General features: G+C 63.5%; 16 protein-coding genes. 7 read left to right on the top strand and 9 right to left on the bottom strand.

The window, feature by feature from the left end:
• Positions 1 to 23 precede the first annotated feature (23 nt).
• The 4 genes from HU766_RS13515 to ycaC form a co-directional block, all read right to left on the bottom strand.
• Positions 24 to 1,865, bottom strand: a complete 1,842-nt coding sequence (locus tag HU766_RS13515; RefSeq protein ID WP_186657885.1) for an amidohydrolase — start codon at positions 1,863 to 1,865, stop codon at positions 24 to 26.
• 301 nt (positions 1,866 to 2,166) lie between these two features.
• Positions 2,167 to 2,985, bottom strand: a complete 819-nt coding sequence (locus HU766_RS13510) for an alpha/beta hydrolase (RefSeq protein ID WP_047582060.1) — start codon at positions 2,983 to 2,985, stop codon at positions 2,167 to 2,169.
• Positions 2,986 to 3,031: 46 nt separating this feature from the next.
• Complete coding sequence (locus tag HU766_RS13505) at positions 3,032 to 3,598, bottom strand: antibiotic biosynthesis monooxygenase (protein WP_186657534.1); 567 nt, start codon at positions 3,596 to 3,598, stop codon at positions 3,032 to 3,034.
• A 118-nt stretch (positions 3,599 to 3,716) separates the two neighbouring features.
• Positions 3,717 to 4,346, bottom strand: coding sequence for an isochorismate family cysteine hydrolase YcaC (gene ycaC, locus HU766_RS13500; RefSeq protein ID WP_033702251.1), 630 nt, complete (start codon positions 4,344 to 4,346; stop codon positions 3,717 to 3,719).
• Between the two features lie 352 nt (positions 4,347 to 4,698).
• Here ycaC and HU766_RS13495 point away from each other — a divergent pair, with 352 nt between their 5' ends.
• Together HU766_RS13495 and HU766_RS13490 are read left to right on the top strand one after the other, a co-directional pair.
• Positions 4,699 to 5,259: a PBECR2 nuclease fold domain-containing protein gene (locus HU766_RS13495; RefSeq protein WP_047582057.1), complete on the top strand. Its 561-nt coding sequence runs from the start codon at positions 4,699 to 4,701 to the stop codon at positions 5,257 to 5,259.
• A gap of 266 nt (positions 5,260 to 5,525) precedes the next feature.
• Positions 5,526 to 6,953, top strand: a complete 1,428-nt coding sequence (locus tag HU766_RS13490) for a mechanosensitive ion channel family protein (RefSeq protein ID WP_095063929.1) — start codon at positions 5,526 to 5,528, stop codon at positions 6,951 to 6,953.
• Between the two features lie 157 nt (positions 6,954 to 7,110).
• Here the strand turns inward: HU766_RS13490 and HU766_RS13485 are convergent, their stop codons facing one another.
• Both HU766_RS13485 and HU766_RS13480 read right to left on the bottom strand, forming a co-directional pair.
• On the bottom strand, positions 7,111 to 8,397 hold the full coding sequence (locus tag HU766_RS13485; protein ID WP_186657532.1) for an FAD-binding oxidoreductase: 1,287 nt from the start codon (positions 8,395 to 8,397) through the stop codon (positions 7,111 to 7,113).
• A 170-nt stretch (positions 8,398 to 8,567) separates the two neighbouring features.
• On the bottom strand, positions 8,568 to 10,058 hold the full coding sequence (locus HU766_RS13480) for an aldehyde dehydrogenase family protein (protein ID WP_186657530.1): 1,491 nt from the start codon (positions 10,056 to 10,058) through the stop codon (positions 8,568 to 8,570).
• A 135-nt stretch (positions 10,059 to 10,193) separates the two neighbouring features.
• On the opposite strand from HU766_RS13480, the gene HU766_RS13475 reads away from it, so the two are divergent.
• Together HU766_RS13475 and HU766_RS13470 are read left to right on the top strand one after the other, a co-directional pair.
• A complete protein-coding gene (locus HU766_RS13475) occupies positions 10,194 to 11,084 on the top strand; it encodes a LysR family transcriptional regulator (RefSeq protein WP_186657527.1) in 891 nt (296 codons plus the stop codon).
• Between the two features lie 130 nt (positions 11,085 to 11,214).
• Positions 11,215 to 12,609, top strand: a complete 1,395-nt coding sequence (locus tag HU766_RS13470; RefSeq protein WP_186657524.1) for a VOC family protein — start codon at positions 11,215 to 11,217, stop codon at positions 12,607 to 12,609.
• Between the two features lie 3 nt (positions 12,610 to 12,612).
• On the opposite strand, the gene HU766_RS13465 is transcribed toward HU766_RS13470, so the two are convergent.
• Positions 12,613 to 13,566 carry a LysR substrate-binding domain-containing protein gene (locus HU766_RS13465; RefSeq protein ID WP_186657520.1) on the bottom strand — a complete coding sequence of 318 codons (954 nt, stop codon included), beginning with the start codon at positions 13,564 to 13,566 and terminating at the stop codon, positions 12,613 to 12,615.
• A 156-nt stretch (positions 13,567 to 13,722) separates the two neighbouring features.
• On the opposite strand from HU766_RS13465, the gene HU766_RS13460 reads away from it, so the two are divergent.
• Positions 13,723 to 15,111 carry a NorM family multidrug efflux MATE transporter gene (locus HU766_RS13460; RefSeq protein ID WP_033702265.1) on the top strand — a complete coding sequence of 463 codons (1,389 nt, stop codon included), beginning with the start codon at positions 13,723 to 13,725 and terminating at the stop codon, positions 15,109 to 15,111.
• 35 nt (positions 15,112 to 15,146) lie between these two features.
• Here the strand turns inward: HU766_RS13460 and HU766_RS13455 are convergent, their stop codons facing one another.
• Positions 15,147 to 16,811: a bifunctional diguanylate cyclase/phosphodiesterase gene (locus HU766_RS13455; protein ID WP_186657517.1), complete on the bottom strand. Its 1,665-nt coding sequence runs from the start codon at positions 16,809 to 16,811 to the stop codon at positions 15,147 to 15,149.
• Positions 16,812 to 17,096: 285 nt separating this feature from the next.
• On the opposite strand from HU766_RS13455, the gene rep reads away from it, so the two are divergent.
• Both rep and HU766_RS13445 read left to right on the top strand, forming a co-directional pair.
• Positions 17,097 to 19,106 (top strand): DNA helicase Rep, encoded by a 2,010-nt coding sequence (rep, locus tag HU766_RS13450; protein ID WP_033702267.1) that lies wholly within the window; start codon positions 17,097 to 17,099, stop codon positions 19,104 to 19,106.
• A 65-nt stretch (positions 19,107 to 19,171) separates the two neighbouring features.
• Entirely contained in the window at positions 19,172 to 19,744 is a 573-nt protein-coding gene (locus HU766_RS13445; protein WP_033702269.1) for a xanthine phosphoribosyltransferase, read from the top strand.
• A gap of 94 nt (positions 19,745 to 19,838) precedes the next feature.
• On the opposite strand, the gene HU766_RS13440 is transcribed toward HU766_RS13445, so the two are convergent.
• Positions 19,839 to 21,698 (bottom strand): acetyl-CoA hydrolase/transferase family protein, encoded by a 1,860-nt coding sequence (locus HU766_RS13440; protein WP_186657514.1) that lies wholly within the window; start codon positions 21,696 to 21,698, stop codon positions 19,839 to 19,841.
• Between the last annotated feature and the right edge of the window lie 186 nt (positions 21,699 to 21,884).

Genomic DNA, 21,884 nt, shown 5'->3' with positions numbered 1-21,884 from the left:
GCAGGCCCCTTCTTCACATCAACTCAGAACGCGAAGCACGAACAACCCAGCGCCCCCCAGAACCCTTGGAAATCGTTCACCGGCACGCTGGAATGCCGCGCCTTTTCATGGCTGTGCGCATGCACCCCACACGGGCCGCTGCACTGGTGCACCGCTGCGGCCAGCGATGGCGTACCCACCCGCCAGTGCCCCGGCACCTTGGCCACCGGCGACCATTCCGGCAGTACTGGCACCTGCGGCGGGCCGAGCCTGTCGAACTCGCCGGCGCCGAACACGACCTTGCCATCGACGAGGGTCAGCACCGACTCGATGCCCTTGATCGCCTCTTCATCGACACTGAAGAAGTCCAGCGACAACGCCGCCAGGTCGGCCAACTGGCCCACCTTGATCTGGCCTTTCTTGCCCTGCTCGCTGGAGAACCAGGCGCTGCCCTGAGTGAACAACTGCAGCGCGGTGTCGCGGCTCAGGCCTTCCGGGTACAGCGCCATGCCGCCAACGGTCTTGCCGCTGACCAACCAATACAGCGAAGTCCACGGGTTGTAGCTGGAGACGCGGGTTGCGTCGGTACCGGCCCCAACCGGCACACCCATGTCGAGCATGCGCTGGATCGGCGGTGTCTTTTCGGCTGCCTTGGCACCGTAGCGGTCGACGAAGTATTCACCCTGGAAGGCCATACGGTCCTGGATGGCGATGCCCCCGCCCAGGGCGCGCACGCGCTCGATGTTTTCCGGGGTGATGGTTTCGGCATGGTCGAAGAACCACGGCAGGCCGTTGAACGGAATGTCCCGGTTAACCTTTTCGAACACATCGAGCATGCGCGTGATCGATTCGTTGTAAGTAGCGTGCAGGCGGAACGGCCAGCGCTGCTCGACCAGGTGGCGCACCACCGGCTCCAGCTCTTCTTCCATGGTTTGCGGCAAGTCCGGCCGCGGCTCAAGGAAGTCCTCGAAGTCGGCGGCGGAGAACACCAGCATCTCGCCCGCGCCGTTATGGCGCAGGAAGTCCGTGCCGCTGTGCAGCTTCACGCTCGACGTCCACTTCTTGAAGTCGTCGAGTTCTTCCTTGGGCTTCTGGGTAAACAGGTTGTAGGCGATGCGCACGGTCAACTGGCCTTTGTCAGCCAGCTCCTGGATCACCGAATAGTCGTCGGGGAAGTTCTGGTAGCCACCCCCGGCGTCGATGGCGCTGGTCAGGCCCAGGCGGTTGAGCTCACGCATGAACTGGCGGGTCGAGTTGACCTGGTATTCCAGCGGCAGCTTCGGCCCCTTGGCCAGGGTGGCGTAGAGGATCATCGCGTTAGGGCGGGCAATGAGCATGCCGGTCGGCTCGCCGAATTTGTTGCGCTGGATCTCGCCACCTGGCGGGTTCGGCGTGTCCTTGGTGTAGCCCACGGCCTTGAGCGCAGCGCGGTTGAGCAGTGCGCGGTCGTACAGGTGCAGCAGGAACACCGGGGTATCGGGCGCGGCCTGGTTGATTTCTTCCAGGGTCGGCATGCGCTTTTCAGCGAACTGGAATTCGTTCCAGCCACCGACCACACGCACCCACTGCGGGGTTGGGGTACGGGCGGCCTGGTCTTTGAGCATGCGCAGGGCGTCGGCTACCGACGGTACGCCTTCCCAACGCAGCTCCAGGTTGTAGTTCAGGCCACCACGGATCAAGTGCAGGTGGGAGTCGTTCAGGCCTGGGATAACGGTACGCTGCTTGAGGTCGATGATCTGCGTGGCAGCGCTTTTGTGGGCCATGGCGTCGGCGTCACTGCCGACGGCAATGAAGCGGCCGTCCTTGATGGCAACGGCGGTGGCGGTGGGCTTCTCACGGTCAACGGTGTGCAGTTTGCCGTTGAACAGGATGAGGTCGGCGGTCATGGAGCCTCCTTGGGTGGATGCATGGGCGGAACCGGCGGAGCCGGCGAAGGGCAATGCGGACCAGAGCGCGCCAGCAGCACCGAGCACGGTGCTGGTGGCGAGGAACTGGCGACGGCTCTTGTCGTTGGGGTCCTGGGACATGGTCTTCTCCGTCTGGGTGCGGCGGCGGCAAGCGCAACTGCGGAGCATGCCGGTTCGTGCCTGGCCAAGGCTTGGATGGATGTGCGGTGGGTGGGTGAAGGTTAGCCTTGATCAGCTTTTGTGCAGCGGCCGGCCTCGGCGCGAGGCGGCCGCTGGATTTTCACCGGTTCAAGAACGCCAGCAGGTCTTCGTTCAACTGCTGCGTATGCGTCACGGCAAAGCCATGCGGCGCGCCTTCATACACCTTCAACTCGGCCCCACGAATCAACTCGGCAGCCTTCTTGCCGGTGGTCTCGAACGGCACGATCTGGTCCGCGTCACCGTGGATAACCAAGGTAGGCACCTCGATCTTGGCCATGTCGGGGCGGAAGTCGGTCTCGGAAAACGCGCTCACGCAATCCAGCGTGCCCTTGATCGAGGCCAACAGCGCGATGTTCAGGGTTTGCGTCAGCACGCCCTGGGACACTTGCTGGCCCTGGTTCAAACCATAGAACGGCGTGGCGAAATCAGCGATGAACTGCGCCCGGTCCGCACGCAGCCCTGCCTGAATACCTGCGAACACCGATGCATCGACCCCTTCAGGGTTGTCATCACGCTTGCCGAACACCGGCGTCACCGCGCCCAGCAGCACTAGCCCGGCAACTCGCTCGTTGCCATGGCGGGCGATATAACGGCTGACATCGCCGCCGCCCATGGAGAACCCCACCAGGGTCACTTCACGCAGGTCGAGGTGCTCGATCAACTGGGCGATGTCATCGGCAAAGGTATCGTAGTCATAACCGTTCCACGGTTGGCTCGACCGGCCGAAGCCACGGCGGTCGAACGCGATGGCGCGGTAGCCGCGGCTGGCCAGGAACTCCATCTGCGCGTCCCACATGTCGGCATCCAGCGGCCAACCGTGGCTGAACAGCACGGGCTTGCCGCTGCCCCAGTCCTTGAAATAGAGCGAAGTGCCGTCGCGGGTTACGAGTGTGCTCATGTCGGTATCTCCTTGAAAGCCTTTTGGGGTGGGGGGTGGAGCTGGCTCAGCCACGCAGCCAGTTGGCGCAGCGGTGGGTTACCCACGGCATGATGTAGAACACCACGGGCAGGATGACGAACAGGTTGACGATCAGGTTGCCGGTGATCGGGCCGCCCAGCTGCGGGACGCGGGCGAACAACGGCGCCAGCAGTTGCGGGATGATCATGGTCATCGGGCAGATCACCAGGTAGGTCAGCAGTGCCTGCTTCCAGCGCGGCGGTTGCTTCGCGGTGGTGCTCGGCGGGGTGAACCAGAACTCCGGGTCGTCGTGGACCTGGGTGTTGTCACCCTCCTCCAGCAACGGCAGCACCTGGCTGACCAGCGTCTGGCGCTCGGTGGAGTTGACCCAGGCCTGCAACAGGCTGGCGTCGCTGAAGCGCACCACGGTGGTGAAGTGGCGGCCACCGTCTTCCGGGCGGATCACGTTGACATCGAGGTGGCCGGGTTGGCGGCGTGCGGCGCTGACCGTGTGCTTGAGCCACGCTTCGTAGCCTGCCAATGCTTCGGCACGAACCTTGTGCTGGATGACCAGGGTAACCACGTTGCGGTTGTCTTGGAGTGCGGTGTTCATCGGCGTTCCTTGGGATGAGCTGGCCCGCATCCACTGTGCAACGGCGAACGGGCGGAAGATTGCATGGGTGTGCTGCCCTTGCCGGGCACCGACTGGCGGTGCCCGGGGGCGTGGCGGGTTACTTGCCGGCGTTGAAGGCGTTGTAGCTGCTCATCAGGTTGCGGTAGTCCGGGATGTGGTTGGAGCACAGCGCCGCCAGGCCTTCGACATCGTTGCGCCAGTCGCGGTGCAGCTCACAGGCCACGCCGAACCAGGTCATCAGTTGCGCACCGGCACGGCTCATGCGGTCATGGGCGGCGTCGCGGGTCATGGCGTTGAAGGTGCCGGAAGCATCGGTCACCACGAAAACCTCGAATTCTTCTTCCAGGGCCGCCAGTGCCGGGAAGGCTACGCACACCTCAGTCACGACACCGGCGATGATCAGTTGCTTCTTGCCGGTGGCCTTCACGGCCTTGACGAAGTCTTCGTTGTCCCAGGCGTTGATCTGGCCTGGGCGGGCGATGTAGGGCGCGTCCGGGAACAGCGCTTTCAGCTCGGGTACCAGCGGGCCGTTGGGGCCTTGCTCGAAGCTGGTGGTGAGGATGGTTGGCAGGTTGAAGAACTTGGCCAGGTCGGCCAGGGCCAGCACGTTGTTCTTGAAGGCGTCCGGCTCGATGTCACGCACCAGGGACAGCAGGCCAGCCTGGTGGTCGACCAGCAGCACGGCAGCGTCGTCTTTGTTCAGGCGGTTGTATTTGAATGGGGTCATGGTCGTTGCTCCTAAGGGTTTTGATCTTCAGTGATTTGGGTGTTTCGCGTTGATGGGAGAAGATTAAAACCATCACCTTTGGAGCGGTAGATAGCTGTTTTTGGCTTTAGCGTTCTATTCTGTGAACGATTAGTTGGCAATGGATTTGCTGGCTTGTTTGCTTAGCGGCCTCAGCATTCTGAAATGCCAGCAATGTCCTACTGCGATGTCAGTCATTACCTGCGAAACCGCGTCGCATCGGGAAATCCCCTACGAACTGTGTCGATTCCCTTCTGATTGTTCGCGCTCTACCCGCTCCCTAGGCTTGTCGAGCCCTATCGCTTCAGCCCTCCGCTTGTCACCAGGTACCTCCTTGACCGTCACTACCCCACCCGCAAAAATCACTGAGAAAGGGTGTCAGCGCACTTGGCTGGATATGGGGCTACCCGATCTCAGGTCACTTCACCGTGAGATGCGTGCTCAAGCTATCGAGGAGATTGCTGCAGCGGACTCCCATGACGATGCTATCGAACTGGTCGCTCAGCACTTCGGCTTGAGCGACTCACCTATCGCCTTTGTGGTTCTCAAGACGCCCTTGGGAGGTGTTCAGGTTCGGCGCAGCTGTATCTGTCACATCGTCGAAAAAAGGCAGGATGCCCGGGAACGTTATGTCCAAGTAGCCTTGGATACCTTGACCGGGCCGTTTGAAGTGTGGAGTGTCGCCTATACCAACGACACACATAGATTGGCATTTATCGGGGTCTATGAGACCAAGCGACAGATGCTGGTGATCGTGACGCTCGAGAGCGGAAAAATGCTGTGGAATTTTATGCAGTGCGACGCGAAAGCGTTGAACAAGCATCGCCATGGCGAGCTGCTCTTCAAACGCTATGCGTTTCTGCCGAACAAAGAAAAGGGCCACTGTAACCAGTAGCCCTGAAAGAGGTGCTTGATATTCATATACACACCCTCAAGCCGGGGTGTGGAGGTCTCACCCTGCGCTGATGATTCAGCCATCGACGGGGTTCCTACGCCAGTTACTGCCGCTGAATGGCAACTGGTTTCGCGCTCAGGTAAAACGCTACCACAGTCCTTGGACAAGTCAACAGGCGACCAGGGTGAGCGCAGCCGGACAACATTGCCTGGCGAACCAACCTGCTCTATTACTACCCACAGCCCTCCCCTCATCCCGAGACCACCATGCTGGCCTTTATCCAGTCTTCCCCGTTGCTGCTCGGCTGCGCCCTGATTCTGCTCGACCTCGTGCTCTGGCAACTGATCCCCCTCCAGCGCCGGGCCTGGCGTATCGGCGCGCGGCTGGTGATCTTCCTGCTGTTCAGCTCGGTGCTGCTGGCCGCCGGCATGAGCCCGTTGCAACCACCGCCATGGCCCGAGGATGTGTCGCGCAACCTGATGGCCACGGTGCTGACGATCGGCTGGTGGCTGTTCGGCGCGCGCACGGTGACGGTGGTGTTCGGCCTGCTGCTGGTGGCGCGCGGCAGCCATGGCGGGCGGTTGCTGCAGGATGTGCTGGGGGCGCTGATATTCCTGGCGGCGGTGGTGGCGGCGGCAGGCTACGTAATGCAGCTGCCGGTGAAGGGGCTGCTGGCCACCTCCGGGGTGATGGCCATCGTTATCGGCCTGGCATTGCAAAGCACCTTGGCCGATGTGTTCAGCGGCATCGTGCTGAACACCACACGGCCCTATCAGATCGGCGATGCGATCTCCATCGATGGCACCGAAGGCAAGGTACTGGACATCGACTGGCGCGCCACCCGCCTGCTGACCGGGTCCGGCAGCCTGGCGGTGATCCCCAACTCGGTCGCGGCCAAGGCCAAGCTGCTCAACCACAGCCGCCCGGCCGATGTGCACGGTGTATCGATCAGCGTGGTGGTGCCGGCCAAGGTGCGGCCGAAGCGGGTATTCGATGCGCTGGAAAAGGCCTTGCAGGGCACCCGCGCGATACTGGCCTCGCCCAAGCCGAAAGTCACGGTGAAGGCCTCGAGCCTGGAATCGGTGGAATACGAGGCCAGTGGTTTCATTGCCGACATGGGCGGCAAGACCGAAGCGCGCAATCAGCTGTTCGACCTGGCCCACCGGCACCTTGAGGCCAGTGGCGTGATGTGGAACGTCGACCTGGCCATGCCGCCACGCAGCCGCCAGCGCGAAGTACTGGACGAGGTGCGGGTGTTCCGCTCGCTGAGCGATGACGAACGCGATGCGCTGAGCCAGCGCATGACCGCGGTAGAGTACCTGGCCGACCAGGTGATCCTGGGGGTGGGCGAACGCTCGGAGCATCTGTTGGTGATTGGCAGCGGCGTGGTTTCGGCGTCGGTCCGCGACGGCGACAAGTTGCTGGAGGCTGGGCGCATGGGGCCTGGGGAGGTACTGGGAATCGAGGGCATCCTCGACGAGGACGACGGCTTCGCTGAATTCCGCACGCTGACCAGCTGCGTGCTTTACCGCATCGACAAGGAACAGGTGAAGAGCTGCCTGGTGCAGCGCGGCGAGGTACAGACGGCGTTGAGCAAGTTGCAGCGGTTCCGGCGCCAGAGCCGGGAGTCGCTACTGCTGCAGAAGCCGACCCTGATCAAGAAGGGCGGCTTCCTCAGCTGGTTGCACAAATGACCTGGGGCCCCTGAATTGGCGCTGATTGTAGGAGCGGCCTTGCGTCGCGAAAGGGTCGCGCAGCGGCCCCAGCGATTTTTGCTGCGCCATAGAACTTGGGGCCGCTGCGCAGCCCTTTCGCGACGCAAGGCCGCTCCTACAGAACCGTAGCAGTACCTTACAGCACCACTCTCAAACACTGCCCCGCGTGGTACAGCGAGAACCCGGACTCATAGAACGCCGTGCGCAACGACGGCGCACTCACCCCGGTCATCGGCGAGAACGGAATCGGCAAGCTGTCCGCCTCACCCTTGAGCAGGAACTCGGCAAACGCCCGGCCGATCACGGTCCCGGTGGTGTTGCCGCGCCCGTTGTAACCGGTCACCGCGACCAACCCAGGCGCCGGCTCGAACAGCCGCATCAGGTGGTCGGGGGTGAAATCGATGCAGCCAGTCCAGTGCATCTCCCACTCGACCTTGCCCAGCTCCGGGTAGTAATGGCTCTGGATCCGGTCCGCCCAACTGCGCACGAACCAGGCTGGCTTGTTGTCGACCCGGCCCAGGCTGCCAAGCAGCAGGCGGCCCTGCTCGTCACGGCGGATGCTACTGAGCACAGTGCGGGTGTCCCAGGAGCCTTGGCCATGCGGCAGCACCTTGTCGGCGGCGGCGCCCTGCAGCGGCTTGGACGCCACCTGGTAGTAGTAACCGCGGAAGAACTGCTTCTGCAGGTTGCTCCAGTCGCCTTCAGTGTAGGCACCGGTGGACATCACCACCTTGTCGGCGCGCACCGAGCCGCGCGCGGTCTTCACTCGCCAGCCATCACCCTCGCGCTCCAGGCCCTCGACGGACGACTGCTGGAACACTTTGCCACCCAAGCGCGAGACCGCAGCGGCCAGGCCTTGGGTGTAACCCATGGGGTTGATGGTGCCGGCGCGGCGGTCGAGCAGCGCGGCGGAAATTTTGTTGGTACCGCAGTATTCCTGGCATTGGGCGCCGGTCAGCAGCTCCACATCAGCCCCTCGCCGGCGCCACTGTTCATGGCGGGCTTCGAGGTCGGCGATGCCGGTGGCGTTGTGCGCCATGTGCAGCGTGCCTTTGTGCTGGGCCTGGCAGTCGATGCCAAGGCGCTCGATCATGGCGAAGACCTCGCCGGGTGCCTCGCCGAGCACCTTGTTCAAGCGGCTGCCCTGCTTCTGGCCGAGGGTCGCCTCGACATCGTCGGGGCGGATCCAGGTGCCCGCGTTGACCAGGCCGACGTTACGTCCGGAGCCTCCGTGGCCGATCTGCCAAGCCTCCAGCAGAATCACCGACTTGCCCTGCTCCAGCAGGTGGATGGCTGCGGACAGGCCGGTGATGCCGCCACCGATGACACAGACATCGGCCTTGTGCTCACCGGCCAGGGCCTGGGCGGCGACGGTGGGTTTGCTGACGAATTCCCACAAGCATTGTTGACGCAGTTCGGACATGGCCGGCTCCAGCAGGGTTGTTCTTATTGCGGGTGCATCTCGTGTTTTGGCGCCGCTTTGCGGCCCATTCGCAGGCAAGCCCGCTCCCACAGAGATCGCGTTGTGTGCATGATTTCTGTGGGAGCGGGCTTGCCCCGCGAACCGGGGGCATCGCCCCCGGCCATGCAGCATCAGTCGAACACGATACCCTGCGCCAGCGGCAGCTCGCGCGAGTAGTTGACGGTGTTGGTCTGGCGACGCATGTAGCCTTTCCAGGCATCCGAACCGGACTCACGGCCACCGCCGGTCTCCTTCTCGCCACCAAACGCACCGCCGATCTCGGCGCCGCTGGTGCCGATGTTGACGTTGGCGATGCCGCAGTCGCTGCCCGAGGCACTCTGGAAGCGCTCAGCTTCACGGATGTCGGTGGTGAAGATGCACGAGGACAGGCCCTGTGGCACTTCGTTGTTCAGGCGCAGGGCCTCTTCGAAGTCGTCGTAGGCCAGCACGTACAGGATCGGCGCGAAGGTTTCGTGGCGCACTACGTCGCTCTGGGCCGGCATCTCGGCGATGGCCGGGGATACGTAGTAGGCATTCGGGTACTGGTCAGCCAGCTGACGCTCGCCGCCAAACACCTGGCCGCCTTCGTCGCGGGCCTTGGCCAGCGCGCCCTGCATGGCATCGAACGACAGCTTGTCGATCAGCGGGCCCACCAGGTTGTCCTTGCGTGGGTCACCGATACGCACCTTGGCGTAGGCGGCTTTGACGCGGGCAACCACTTCATCCTTGATCGAACGGTGCACGATCAGGCGGCGCAAGGTGGTGCAACGCTGGCCGGCAGTGCCGACGGCCGAGAACAGGATGCCACGCACGGCCAGGTCCAGGTCCGCGCTCGGTGCCAGGATCATGGCGTTGTTGCCACCCAGTTCGAGGATGCTGCGGCCAAAGCGGGCAGCGACACGTGGGCCGACTTCACGGCCCATGCGGGTACTGCCGGTAGCGCTGACCAGCGGCACACGCGGGTCGTCGACCATGGCTTCGCCCGCTTCACGGCCACCGATGACCAGTTGCGCCAGGCCAGCCGGTGCATCGCCAAAGGCTTTCAGGGCTTTTTCGAACAGCGCCTGGCAGGCCAGGGCGGTCAGTGGGGTCTTTTCCGACGGCTTCCACACCACCGAGTTACCGGCCACCAGGGCCAGTGCGGTGTTCCAGGCCCAGACGGCCACCGGGAAGTTGAAGGCGCTGATCACGCCAACCACGCCCAGCGGGTGCCAGCTTTCACGCATGTGGTGGCCCGGGCGCTCGGAGGCGATGGTCAGGCCGTACAGTTGACGCGACAGGCCGACGGCGAAGTCGCAGATGTCGATCATTTCCTGGACTTCGCCCAGGCCTTCCTGGGTAATCTTGCCGGCTTCGATCGAAACCAGCTCGCCGAGGTCGGCCTTGTGCTCACGCAGCACTTCGCCGAACAGGCGGACCAGCTCGCCACGGCGTGGGGCCGGTACGCTGCGCCAGGCTTCGAAGGCGCTGTGGGCCTGATCGATGCGGGCGATGGTCTCGGCCTTGCCGAGCAGCTTCACCGAGGCGATCTGGCTGCCGTCGATCGGCGTGTGAACAGGGTAGTCGCCCTGGGTGTAAGCCTCGGCGGCAACGCCAAGACGCTCGAGCAATCCAGCAACCATTGGTGCATCTCCTACATCGGTGATGGGGTGGAAAAATGATGTGGATCAGTATTAATCCGATCACACCAGTGCAACAAACGACCTTTATTCCGCATATCATTCCGTCAGGTAATGATTTGAGCCGCAGAGACCGCTATGTCCAAACGCCTGGTGCCCTCCATGACCGCCCTGCAGTGCTTTGAAGCCGCAGCCCGTCATTTAAGCTTCACCCGTGCCGCCGAAGAGCTGCACCTGACCCAGAGCGCGGTCAGCAAGCAGGTGGCGCAGCTCGAAGACATGCTGCGCCACCACCTGTTTCTGCGCATTCGCCGCCGCCTGCAACTGACGCCAGCCGGCAGCCTGTACCTGGCCGAGGTCAACAAGATCCTCACCCAGGTCGACATCTCCAGCCGCTACGTCCTGACCTATGGCGAGCAGACCGAGATATTGAAGGTAGCCACTCAACCGAGTTTTGGCGTGCGTTGGTTGATCCCTCACCTCAAGGGGTTTGGCAAACGCCACAGCAATATCCACCTGGACATCCGCAACGAGATGGAGCCGTTCGCCTTGCTGCAAGGCTCGGCGGACGTGGTGTTCTTCTATGGGCAGGGCACCTGGCCGGGGGCGACCTGCATAGAGCTGTTCCGCGAAGAGGTGGTACCGGTATGCGCGCCGGAGCTTTTGGCCGGGCGGGCGCTGGCCGATGCGGGAGAGTTGGCCGAACTGGTGCTGCTGCAGAGCACATCGCGGCCGGAAGCGTGGCATGAGTGGTTTCTCGAACTGGGGCTGCACAGTGTCAGCAGCTACCACGGGCCGCGGTTCGATACCTTCTACATGGCCTTGAGCGCCGCGCAGGCGGGGTGTGGGGTGGCGTTGGTGCCGCAGTACCTAGTGGCCAAGGAATTGAATGAAGGGAGCCTGGTCATTCCGTGGAATCATGCGATGTGCAGTACTGGGGCGCATTACCTGGCGTATGCCGAGCATGCAGCGGAAGTGCCCAAGGTGCGGGCGTTGGTGGAGTGGGTGCGCGAGCAGTTGCAGCGCTGAGCGTGCCGGGGCCGCTTTGCGGCCCTTAGGTCGATCAAAAAAGGAATGACACACCCACTTTTTTTCGCTTGTGAGCCATGTGCATTCCCAGCTTTCATGTAAGCGTCCGAACCTAACCAGGAAGCTAGCGATGCCCGCCCACGATTTCGTCAGCCCAGACAGCATCCGCGCGCAGTTCTCTGCCGCCATGTCGCTCATGTACAAACAGGAAGTGCCGCTGTATGGCACGTTGCTGGAGCTGGTGAGCGAAATCAACCAGCAGGTCATGGCCCAGCAACCCAAAGTGGCCGAAGCGCTGCGCTGGACCGGCGAAATCGAACGCCTGGACCAGGAGCGCCACGGCGCCATCCGTGTCGGCACCGCCGAAGAGCTGGCCACCATCGCCAAACTGTTCGCAGTGATGGGCATGGAGCCCGTCGGCTACTACGACCTCAGCTCGGCGGGCGTACCGGTGCACTCCACGGCATTTCGCGCCGTGCACGAGCAATCGCTGCATGTCAGCCCGTTCCGCGTGTTCACCTCGCTGCTGCGCCTGGAACTGATCGACAACCCACAGCTGCGTGAGCTGGCGCAGGGCATCCTGGCCAAACGCGAGATCTTCACCCCGCGCGTGCTTGAACTGATCGAGCAGTGCGAACGTGACGGCGGCCTGAGCGCGGCCGACGCCGAAGCCTTCGTCCAGGAAGCGTTGCACACCTTCCGCTGGCACCACGACGCCACGGTAACCGCCGAGCAGTACCAGCAACTGCACGACCAGCACCGTTTGATCGCCGATGTGGTTGCCTTCAAAGGCCCGCACATCAACCACCTCACCCCGCGCACCCTGGACATCGACGCGATCCAGGTCGGCATGCCGGCCAAGGGCATCCCGCCAAAAGCCGTGGTCGAAGGCCCGCCCACCCGTCGTCACCCGATCCTGCTGCGCCAGACCAGCTTCAAGGCACTGCAGGAGAAGGTCGCCTTCTGTGACCAGCAAGGCAGCGAGGGCAGCCACACCGCACGTTTCGGAGAGATCGAACAGCGCGGTGCGGCGCTGACGCCGAAGGGCCGCCAGCTTTACGACACGTTGCTTGATGCCACGCGCGCGGCCTTGGGCGGTGCCCCCGCCGAAGCCAATGCCGAGCGTTACAAGGCACTGTTGAGCCAGACCTTCGCGGAATTCCCGGATGACCTGGCGCAGATGCGCGAGCAAGGCCTGGCCTACTTCCGTTACTTTGCCACCGAAAAAGGCCTGGCCGCACGCGATCAGCGCGAGCGCCCGACCACCCTGCAGGGGCTGATCGAGGCAGGGCATGTGCACTACGAGGCGCTGGTGTATGAAGACTTCCTGCCGGTGAGCGCGGCAGGGATCTTCCAGTCCAACCTGGGCGATGATGCGCAGGCAGACTACGGCAGCAACGCTAACCGTGAGGCCTTCGAGGCCGCACTGGGGCTGAAGGTGCAGGATGAACTGGCCTTGTATGCGCAAAGCGAGCGCCGCTCGTTGCAGGCCTGTGCGCAGGCGTTGAACCTGGGCTCGATGTAAGGCTCAGGGGTGCATTGGGTCGCGCTGCGGCCCAATCGCCGGCAGGATTTCCACCTTCGGCAGGTCCATGGCCGCCACCTCGTCGTGCAGAAACGCGCTCAACCGCCGCAGCCGCTCGCCGCCCGGCCGGGTACGCGGCCACACCAGGTAATAGTCCATGCCGCTGGGTACCGCCGTCGGCCAGGGCAGGCTCAGGCGCCTCTGCGCCACATCCTCGGCCACCATCAGCAAATCGCCCATCGATATCCCATAGCCACGCGCCGCCGCGATCATGCCCAACTCCAGGGTGTCGAACACCTGGCCGCCCTTGAGCGAGACCTTGTCGCCAAGCCCCATGCGCTGCAGCCACTCTCGCCAGTCGCGCTTGTCCACCGTCGGGTGCAACAACTCGAAGCAGGCCAGCCGATGCTCGTCCCACGGTGCGTCGTCGAGCAGGTCCGGGGCGCCCACTGGGATCAGCAGTTCGGGAAACAACCGGCGCACCTCCCAATGAGCAGGGAACACGCCATCGCTGAGCAACACTGCGCAATCGAAAGGCTCCTGGTTGAAATCGACATGGTCGACGTCCATCCAGGCACTGGTCAGTTGCACTTCATTACCCGGCTGCAGGTGACGAAAGCGGCTCAGGCGCGCCAGCAACCAGCGCATGGTCAGGGTAGAGGGCGCTTTCATGCGCAGGATGTCATCTTCACCGCGCAAGGTATCGCACGCCCGCTCCAGCGCAGTGAAGCCTTCGCGCACGCCGGGCAGCAATAGCCTTGCCGCTTCGGTCAGTTGCAGGCTGCGGCCGCTGCGCACGAACAAGCGGCAGGCGAAGTGCTGCTCAAGGGTGCGTATATGGCGGCTGACAGCACTCTGGGTAATGGACAGCTCTTCGCCGGCGCGGGTGAAGGAGCTCAGCCGGGCAGCGGCTTCGAATGCGCGCAAGGCATACAACGGAGGGAGCTGACGAGACATGAGGCACCTGCCATACGGGGCTGTGAAACCGATCGACCGCAGCATATACCTATGAGTCAGACTCATGCCAATGATCGCTTTTATCCTTTTGTGCAAAGTTGACCAAAGCCTCAGACTCGCCCCTTGCTCACAGAATCAGGAAGAAGGACTACTCACATGCATGTAGCGCCCACCACCGAACTCAAGGCTTTGCTGCGCCTGGCCGGGCCGCTGATCGCCTCGCAGTTGGCGCACATGCTGATGGTGCTGACCGACACCCTGATGATGGCCCGCATCAGCCCACAAGCACTGGCCGGCGGTGGCCTGGGCGCTGCCAGCTACTCGTTCGTGTCGATTTTCTGCCTGGGCGTGATCGCCGCCGTCGGCACGCTGGTGGCCATCCGCAAGGGCGCCAACGACATCGAAGGCGTCACCCGCCTGGCCCAGAACGGCTTGTGGCTGGCCTGGGGCCTGGCGCTGGTCGCGGCGCTGGCGCTGTGGAACCTGGAGCCGGTATTGCTGATGTTCGGCCAGCAGCCGGACAACGTCGCCTCGGCAGCCGAGTTTCTCACCCTGCTGCCGCTGGCCCTGCCCAGCTACCTGACCTTCATGGCCTTGCGCGGGTTCACCAGCGCCCTCGGCCGCTCGACGCCGGTGATGGTCATCAGCGTGATTGGCACGGTGCTCAACTACCTGCTCAACGTCGCGATGATCGAAGGCATGTTCGGCCTGCCCAAGCTGGGCCTGATGGGCATCGGCCTGGTCACTGCGGTGGTGTCGATGGGCATGGCCATTGCCCTGGCGCTGTACATCCGCTGGCATTCGGCCTATGCCGCCTACCCACTGCGCAAGGGCCTGTCGCGCCCTTCGCTGCCGGCCCTGCGCGAGTTGTGGCGGTTGGGCCTGCCGATTGGCGGCACGTACATGGTCGAGGTCGGCCTGTTTGCCTTTGCCGCGCTGTGCATGGGCGTGCTCGGCAGCACGGAGCTGGCGGCGCATCAGATCGCGCTGCAGATCGTTTCGACGGCGTTCATGGTGCCGACCGGGCTGTCCTATGCCGTGACCATGCGCGTGGGCTTGTACTACGGCGGCGGCAACCTGCTCGCCGCCCGCAGCGCAGGCCGGGTGGGCATCGGTTTCGGCGGGATGATCATGTTCGCCTTCGCCGCGCTGTTCTGGCTGTTGCCGGATGCCTTGGTGGGGTTGTTCATCGACCGCGACGACCCGGCGTTCGCGGCCATCTACCACTTGGCCGTGCAACTGGTGATGGTGGCGGCGTGGTTCGAACTGTTCGATGGCATGCAGACCATCGCCATGGGCTCGATCCGTGGTTTGAAGGATGCCAAGACCACCTTCCTGATCGGGCTGTGCTGCTATTGGCTAGTGGGCGCACCCAGCGCCTGGCTGTTCGCCTTCAACCTGGGTGGCGGCGCGGTCGGGATCTGGTGGGGGCTGGCGCTGGGGCTGGCCTGCGCGGCAGTGGCGCTGACCTTTGGCTTTGAATGGCGGATGAAGCGGTTGCTGCGCAAGGCCGGGGCTGGCAGCCAGGCAGCGGTGTCGGCCTGAATGCCCGGGGGGGCGCGTTGCCCTCCCCGGCTATTTCACACGCTGACCAGGTGCGGCTTGCCACCTTCCTGCAAAAACGCCATCAACTCCCCTACCGGCAGCGGCTTGCTGACCAGAAACCCCTGCACCTGGTCACAGCCGAACTCACGCAGCAAGGCCATCTGTGCCTCGCTCTCGACCCCCTCGGCCACCACCTCAAGGTTGAGGTTGTGCGCCAGGTTGATCATCGCGTGCACCAGCTTGCGGTTCTCTTCGCGCATTTCCATTTCGGCAACAAAGCTGCGATCGACCTTGAGCAACGCGATCGGCAGGCTGTTCAGGTGCACGAACGATGAGAACCCCGTGCCGAAATCATCCAGGGAAAACCGCACGCCCAGGCGCCCCAGGGCATCCATGGTCTGGCGTACCAGCTCGTTGCGACGCATGACCGCCGTCTCGGTCAGCTCGAACTCCAGCCAGCGGGCATCGACCCCGTGTTCGATGATCAACCGGCTCAGGGTCGTCAGTAGCTGGCTGTCCTGAAACTGGCGAAAGCTCAGGTTCACTGCCATGTGCAACGGCGCCAGGCCATGCTCGCACAGCGCCTGCATGTCACGCAGCGCGCGCGATATCACCCAGTAGCCCAGCGGCACGATCAGCCCGCTCTGCTCGGCCAGCGGCACGAACTCGCTGGGCGGCAACAGGCCGCGTTCGGCATGGCGCCAGCGCACCAACGCCTCCAGGCCGACAATACGCCCATCGGCCAGGTTCAGCCGTGGCTGGTAGTGCAGCTCCAGCTCGTCACGGCGCAGGGCCCGGCGCAGCTCGCTTTCCAGGTCGGCAAGGCTGCGGGCGTTGCAGTTGATGCGTTCATTGAAGACATGAAAGGTACAGCCTTGGCTGCCCTTGGCCTGGCGCATGGCGATATGCGCATGCCACATCAGGGGGTCGGCACCGCTCTGCGCGCGGGCATGCGCCAGGCCCAGGCTGCAGCCGAGCAGCAGGCTTTCGCCGTCGATCCAGTAGGGCTCGGCCAAGGCCTCGATGATGCGTTCGGCCATCCACTCGGCCCGGTTCGGGTCACGGCGGGTATCGATCAGCAGGGCGAATTCGTCGCTGCCCAGTCGCGCCACCAGGTCACCGGCCTCCAGTTGCTGCTTGAGCCGCAGCACCACCTGCAGGATAAGGCGGTCGCCGCTCTGGTGGCCAAGGGCGTCGTTGACGTGGCGGAAGTTGTCCAGGTCGAGGTGGCCGAGGGCCAGGCCACGGCCATCACCTTCTGCCAGGCGCGCCGTCAGCAAGGCCTGAAACCCCTGGCGGTTGGCGATGCCGGTCAGTGGGTCCTGCTCGGCCAGGCGTTGCAAGGTGGCCACTAGCACGCCGCGCTCGCGCACATGGCGCAGCGAGCGGCGCAAGGTATCAGCATTGAGATGGTCGCGCACCAGCCAGTCGCTGACCCCGCCGGGCGCCACCTCCGGCTCGTGATCGAGCAGCACGATGGTGGGCAGTTCGCAGCGCCCAGGGGCAGGCTGCAGGGCCGGTGTGGCCAGGACCACGGCCTGGCGGTCATGGCTGAACAGGCTGTCGACCGACTCCCAGTCAGGTGCGGTCAACAACACTGCGCTGCCGCCAAGGGCCTGCAGGCACTCACGCAACAGCACGGCCCATTCCGGCTCATCAGCCAACAGCAGCAAACGCAGAGGTTCGACAGGCGTGGACAAGCGGGCTCCTTAGGGCTTGGACGGGGCAGCGGCAGAGGCCAGGTATGCTACTGTATTAATGAAAATGATTTCCATTTTTAGACACGTACACCCCGACGCATTTTGTCGTGCATCCTGCGCGAAACCAGCCCAACCGGCAAATACGATTTTTTCAATGAATAGCATGAGCCTGACTAATGCTTATGCGCAGACAAAAGTCTGACTCAGACGTCAGACGGTCGCGCCATAACCGGCCCATGCCTGTTAGAATGCGCGGCTATTTTCTGGCGACCCCCGGTTTCTAGCATGTCCCGACTCAATCCCCGGCAACAGGAAGCCCGAGACTACGTTGGCGGCCCTCTTTTGGTGCTCGCCGGTGCAGGTTCCGGCAAGACCAGCGTGATCACGCGCAAGATTGCCCACCTCATCCAGAACTGCGGCATCCGTGCCCAGTACATCGTGGCGATGACCTTCACCAACAAGGCCGCACGCGAGATGAAAGAGCGGGTCGCCACCCTGCTGCGGCCGGGGGAAGGCCGCGGCCTGACCGTGTGCACCTTCCACAACCTGGGCTTGAACATCATCCGCAAGGAGCATGAGCGCCTGGGCTACAAGCCTGGTTTTTCGATCTTCGACGAGTCCGACATCAAGGCACTGCTGTCGGACATCATGCAGAAAGAGTATTCCGGCGACGACGGCATCGACGAGATCAAGAACATGATCGGTGCCTGGAAGAACGACTTGATCCTCCCCCCCGAGGCCCTGGAAAAGGCTCGCAACCCGCGCGAGCAGACCGCCGCCATCGTCTATACCCACTACCAGCGCACGCTCAAGGCGTTCAACGCGGTGGACTTCGACGACCTGATCCTGCAGCCGGTCAAGCTGTTCCAGGAACACCCCGAGGTGCTGGAGCGCTGGCAGAACCGCGTGCGCTACCTGCTGGTCGACGAATACCAGGACACCAACGCCAGCCAGTACCTGCTGGTGAAAATGCTGATCGGCATGCGCAACCAGTTCACCGTGGTCGGCGACGACGACCAGTCGATCTACGCCTGGCGCGGTGCGCGGCCCGAGAACCTGATGCTGCTCAAGGAGGACTACCCCTCCCTTAAAATCGTCATGCTGGAGCAGAACTACCGCTCCACCAGCCGCATCCTGCGCTGCGCCAACGTGCTGATCGCCAACAACCCGCACGCGTTCGAAAAGCAGCTGTGGAGCGAGATGGGCGTGGGCGACGAGATCCGTGTGATCCGTTGCAAGAACGAGGAAGCCGAGGCCGAGCGGGTGGCCATGGAAATCCTCACCCTGCACCTGCGCACCAACCGCCCGTACAGCGACTTCGCCATCCTCTACCGCGGCAACTACCAGGCCAAGCTGATCGAGCTCAAGCTGCAGCACCACCAGGTGCCGTATCGCCTGTCCGGCGGCAACAGCTTCTTCGGCCGCCAGGAGGTCAAGGACCTCATGGCCTACCTGCGCCTGCTGGTGAACCCCGACGACGACAACGCCTACCTGCGGGTCATCAACGTGCCGCGCCGGGAAATCGGCTCCACGACCCTGGAAAAGCTCGGTAACTATTCGACCGAACGCGGTATCTCGATGTACGCCGCCAGCGAGGAGATGGGCCTGGGCGAGCACCTGGACGCCCGTTACACCGAGCGCCTGCAGCGCTTCAAGCATTGGCTGGACGGTGTGCGCCACAAGGTGGCGCTGGACGACCCGATCGCCGCGCTGCACGAAATGATCCGCGACATCGACTACGAGAACTGGATCCGCCAGCAAACCGCCAGCGACAAGGCGGCGGAGTTCCGTATCAGCAACGTCTGGTTCCTGGTCGAAGCGCTGAAAAACACCCTCGAGAAGGACGAAGAGGGTGACATGACCATCGAGGACGCCATCGGCAAGCTGGTGCTGCGCGACATGCTCGAGCGCCAGCAGGAAGAGGAAGAAAACGCCGAAGGCGTGCAGATGATGACCCTGCATGCCTCCAAGGGGCTGGAATTCCCTTACGTGTTCATCATGGGCATGGAAGAAGAGATCCTCCCGCACCGCTCCAGCATCGAAGCCGACACCATCGAAGAAGAACGCCGCCTGGCCTACGTGGGCATCACCCGCGCGCGCCAGACCCTGGCCTTCACCTTTGCGGCCAAGCGCAAGCAGTACGGCGAGATCATCGACTGCACACCGAGCCGGTTCCTCGACGAACTGCCGCCGGACGACCTGGCCTGGGAAGGCCTGGACGATGCGCCAGTCGAAGTCAAAGCTGCGCGTGGCAACAACGCACTGGCCGATATTCGGGCGATGCTCAAACGCTGATCAACCCTTACTCTTTAACCGTTGCCGCTGTTGCGGCCACCTTTGCTACATCGAGGAAAACCACAGTGGAAGCACTGCATCAGAAGATTCGCGAAGAAGGCATCGTGCTTTCCGATCAGGTTCTCAAAGTCGACGCGTTTCTCAACCACCAGATCGACCCTGCACTGATGCAGCTGATCGGTGACGAGTTCGCCCGCCTGTTCGCCGACGCCGGCGTGACCAAGATCGTCACCATCGAAGCCTCGGGCATTGCCCCGGCAGTGATGACGGGCCTGAAGCTGGGCGTGCCGGTGATCTTTGCGCGCAAGCACCAGTCGCTGACCCTGACCGAGAACCTGCTGACTGCCTCGGTGTACTCCTTCACCAAGCAGACCGAGAACACCGTGGCCATCTCGCCGCGTCATCTCAACAGCAGCGACCGCGTGCTGGTGATCGATGACTTCCTGGCCAACGGCAAGGCGTCGCAGGCACTGATCTCGATTATCAAGCAAGCTGGCGCCACGGTGGCCGGGCTGGGTATCGTCATCGAGAAGTCGTTCCAGGGCGGCCGTGCCGAGCTGGACAGCCAGGGCTACCGCGTTGAATCGCTGGCGCGGGTGAAGTCGCTGGCAGGTGGTGTGGTCAGCTTCATCGAGTGATCGCCGTTGGGGCCGCTCCTATAGGTGAAGCAGATCGCGCGAGCCTGCAGGAGCGGCCTTGCGTCGCAAAAGGGCCGCTCTGCGGCCCCGACAATTATCGGGTCGCCGCCAAACCCGCCAGCAATAACCGCTGATAGATTTCTTCCTTCAGCCCTTGGGGATCCCCCAACCCCATGCGCGCCAACTGCGCCGCATACCCCTCCGGCCCCGGCGCATCCAGCGCTGCCTTGCCCAGCCCCAGTACCTCGCTCAACCTGAACTTGCTCTTCAGCCAGTTCAACGCCCGCAGCAAGTCACGCTCTTCGGCCGTGAAATCGGTGCCCAGCGGATACTCCGGAAACAGCCCTGCATGGCGCGCCCGGATGGCCTCAAGGCGCTCTGGCGTGTTGTCGGTAAAGCGTGCTTCCAGCTGGAAATCCCTGGCCAACTTGCCGGCCTTCTTGGCCTGTTCGATCAGCTCGCCCTGGAACCTCGAATCACTGACCGCCAACAACCGCGCAATCACTTCACTGTCGGTCTGCCCGCGCAGGTCGGCGATGCCGTACTCGGTCACCACGATATCGCGCAGGTGCCTGGGGATGGTGCAGTGGCCGTAGGCCCACAGCAGGTTCGAGCTGACCTCGCCCGCCGCCTCGCGCCAGCTACGTAACAGCAGTATCGATCGCCCGCCCTCCAGCGCGTGGCCTTGGGCGACGAAGTTGTACTGCCCGCCCACGCCGCTGAGCACACGGCCATCCTCCAGCTGGTCGGCCACCCCCGCGCCCAGCAGGGTCATGGTGAATACCGTATTGATGAACCGCGCATCCCGGCGCTGGCGGCGCTTCAGTTCTTCCTGGCCATACAGCTCATTGATGAAGCTGATACGCGTCATGGCAAACCGTGCGCGCTGCTCCAGCGGCATGTCCCGCAAGCGTTGGTAGAACGCCCGTGGGCCGAGGAAAAACCCGCCATGCACCAGTACGCCCTGCTCGTCTGCCGGACGCCGCACCACGCCCGCCTCAGCCAGCGCCAGCAGGCCGTTGACGAACATTTCACTGCATCCGTAGAGGCCTTGGGCGAAGGCATCCAGCCCCCCTTCCCGCTGGATCAGGGTTTGCCAAGGGGCAACATCCAGTTCATCCATCAATGCCCGATAGCCCGCATTGTCGCCCTGGCGCGCTAACAGCGCAGCGGCCACGGCATCGCCCATGGCGCCGATGCCTATCTGCAAGGTGCCGCCATCACGCACCAGGGTGCTGGCGTGCAGGCCGATGCAATGGTCCTGGGTGGTGACCGGCATGTTCGGCGTGGAGAACAGCCGGCGTTGCTCCACCTCATCGATCAGCAGGTCGAATGCGTCGATGCTCAGCTCCGAGTCACCCGGCATGTAGGGCAGCTCGGCATGCACCTGGCCCAGCATGAGAATGGTTTCACCGGCCGCGCGGCGCTTGGCGATCATCGGCAGCAGGTCGAGGGTGATGTCGGGGTTACAGGCCAAGCTCAGGTGCACGGGCTTTTCTGGCGTGGCGGCCACCAGCTGGGCAATCAGGTTAAGGCCCTTGGCGTTGATGTCGCGGGCGGCGTGGCTGTAGTTGCTGCTGACGTAGTCCTGCTGGGCGCTCTCGCTGTGCAGCAGGCTGCCGGGCTGCATGAAGAACTGCTCGACGCGGATGTTCGGCGGCAGTTGGTCGTTGCGCAAGTCGGCGAGGTAGGTGAGGTCTTCGTAATCGGCGAACACACGCTCGATGAAGGGCTCGAGGAAGCGCCGCTGCAAGCCGTCGCCCAAGGGTGGACGGCCAAGGGACAAGGCGGTGTAGATCGTCAGCTGGCGCTCGGGCAGTTCGCGCACTCGGGCGTACAGCGCATTGACGAAGGCGTTGGGTTTGCCAAGGCCCAGCGGCAGGCCCATGTGAATGTGGGCCGGCAGGCGCGACAGCGCCTGGTCGACTGCCTGATCGATGGAGCAGAGGTGCATCTTGGCCTCCTGAGTCTTCCATGGGGTCAGGGGTTGGACATGGGGTTCAGCGGGTTGGTTGCCGGCACTGACTGCAATCGAGTAGGAGGCGGGTTCACACCCGCCGTCCTCTCACACCACCGTGCGTACGGTTCCGTACACGGCGGTTCAGGTTATGCGGCTAAGCCGGTTGATCGTATCCAGTAT

Source organism: Pseudomonas sp. SWRI77, from assembly GCF_014269105.1.
Classification (GTDB): Bacteria; Pseudomonadota; Gammaproteobacteria; order Pseudomonadales; family Pseudomonadaceae; genus Aquipseudomonas; species Aquipseudomonas capeferrum.
This window is presented reverse-complemented; position numbering and strand designations above follow the sequence as displayed.

Coding starts and splice junctions, on each gene's coding strand:
- HU766_RS13515 (WP_186657885.1), bottom strand. CDS start 1,865: ATGACCGCCGACCTCATCCTGTTCAACGGCAAACTGCACACCGTTGAC.
- HU766_RS13510 (WP_047582060.1), bottom strand. CDS start 2,985: ATGAGCACACTCGTAACCCGCGACGGCACTTCGCTCTATTTCAAGGAC.
- HU766_RS13505 (WP_186657534.1), bottom strand. CDS start 3,598: ATGAACACCGCACTCCAAGACAACCGCAACGTGGTTACCCTGGTCATC.
- ycaC (WP_033702251.1), bottom strand. CDS start 4,346: ATGACCCCATTCAAATACAACCGCCTGAACAAAGACGACGCTGCCGTG.
- HU766_RS13490 (WP_095063929.1), top strand. CDS start 5,526: ATGCTGGCCTTTATCCAGTCTTCCCCGTTGCTGCTCGGCTGCGCCCTG.
- HU766_RS13485 (WP_186657532.1), bottom strand. CDS start 8,397: ATGTCCGAACTGCGTCAACAATGCTTGTGGGAATTCGTCAGCAAACCC.
- HU766_RS13480 (WP_186657530.1), bottom strand. CDS start 10,058: ATGGTTGCTGGATTGCTCGAGCGTCTTGGCGTTGCCGCCGAGGCTTAC.
- HU766_RS13475 (WP_186657527.1), top strand. CDS start 10,194: ATGTCCAAACGCCTGGTGCCCTCCATGACCGCCCTGCAGTGCTTTGAA.
- HU766_RS13470 (WP_186657524.1), top strand. CDS start 11,215: ATGCCCGCCCACGATTTCGTCAGCCCAGACAGCATCCGCGCGCAGTTC.
- HU766_RS13465 (WP_186657520.1), bottom strand. CDS start 13,566: ATGTCTCGTCAGCTCCCTCCGTTGTATGCCTTGCGCGCATTCGAAGCC.
- HU766_RS13460 (WP_033702265.1), top strand. CDS start 13,723: ATGCATGTAGCGCCCACCACCGAACTCAAGGCTTTGCTGCGCCTGGCC.
- rep (WP_033702267.1), top strand. CDS start 17,097: ATGTCCCGACTCAATCCCCGGCAACAGGAAGCCCGAGACTACGTTGGC.
- HU766_RS13440 (WP_186657514.1), bottom strand. CDS start 21,698: ATGCACCTCTGCTCCATCGATCAGGCAGTCGACCAGGCGCTGTCGCGC.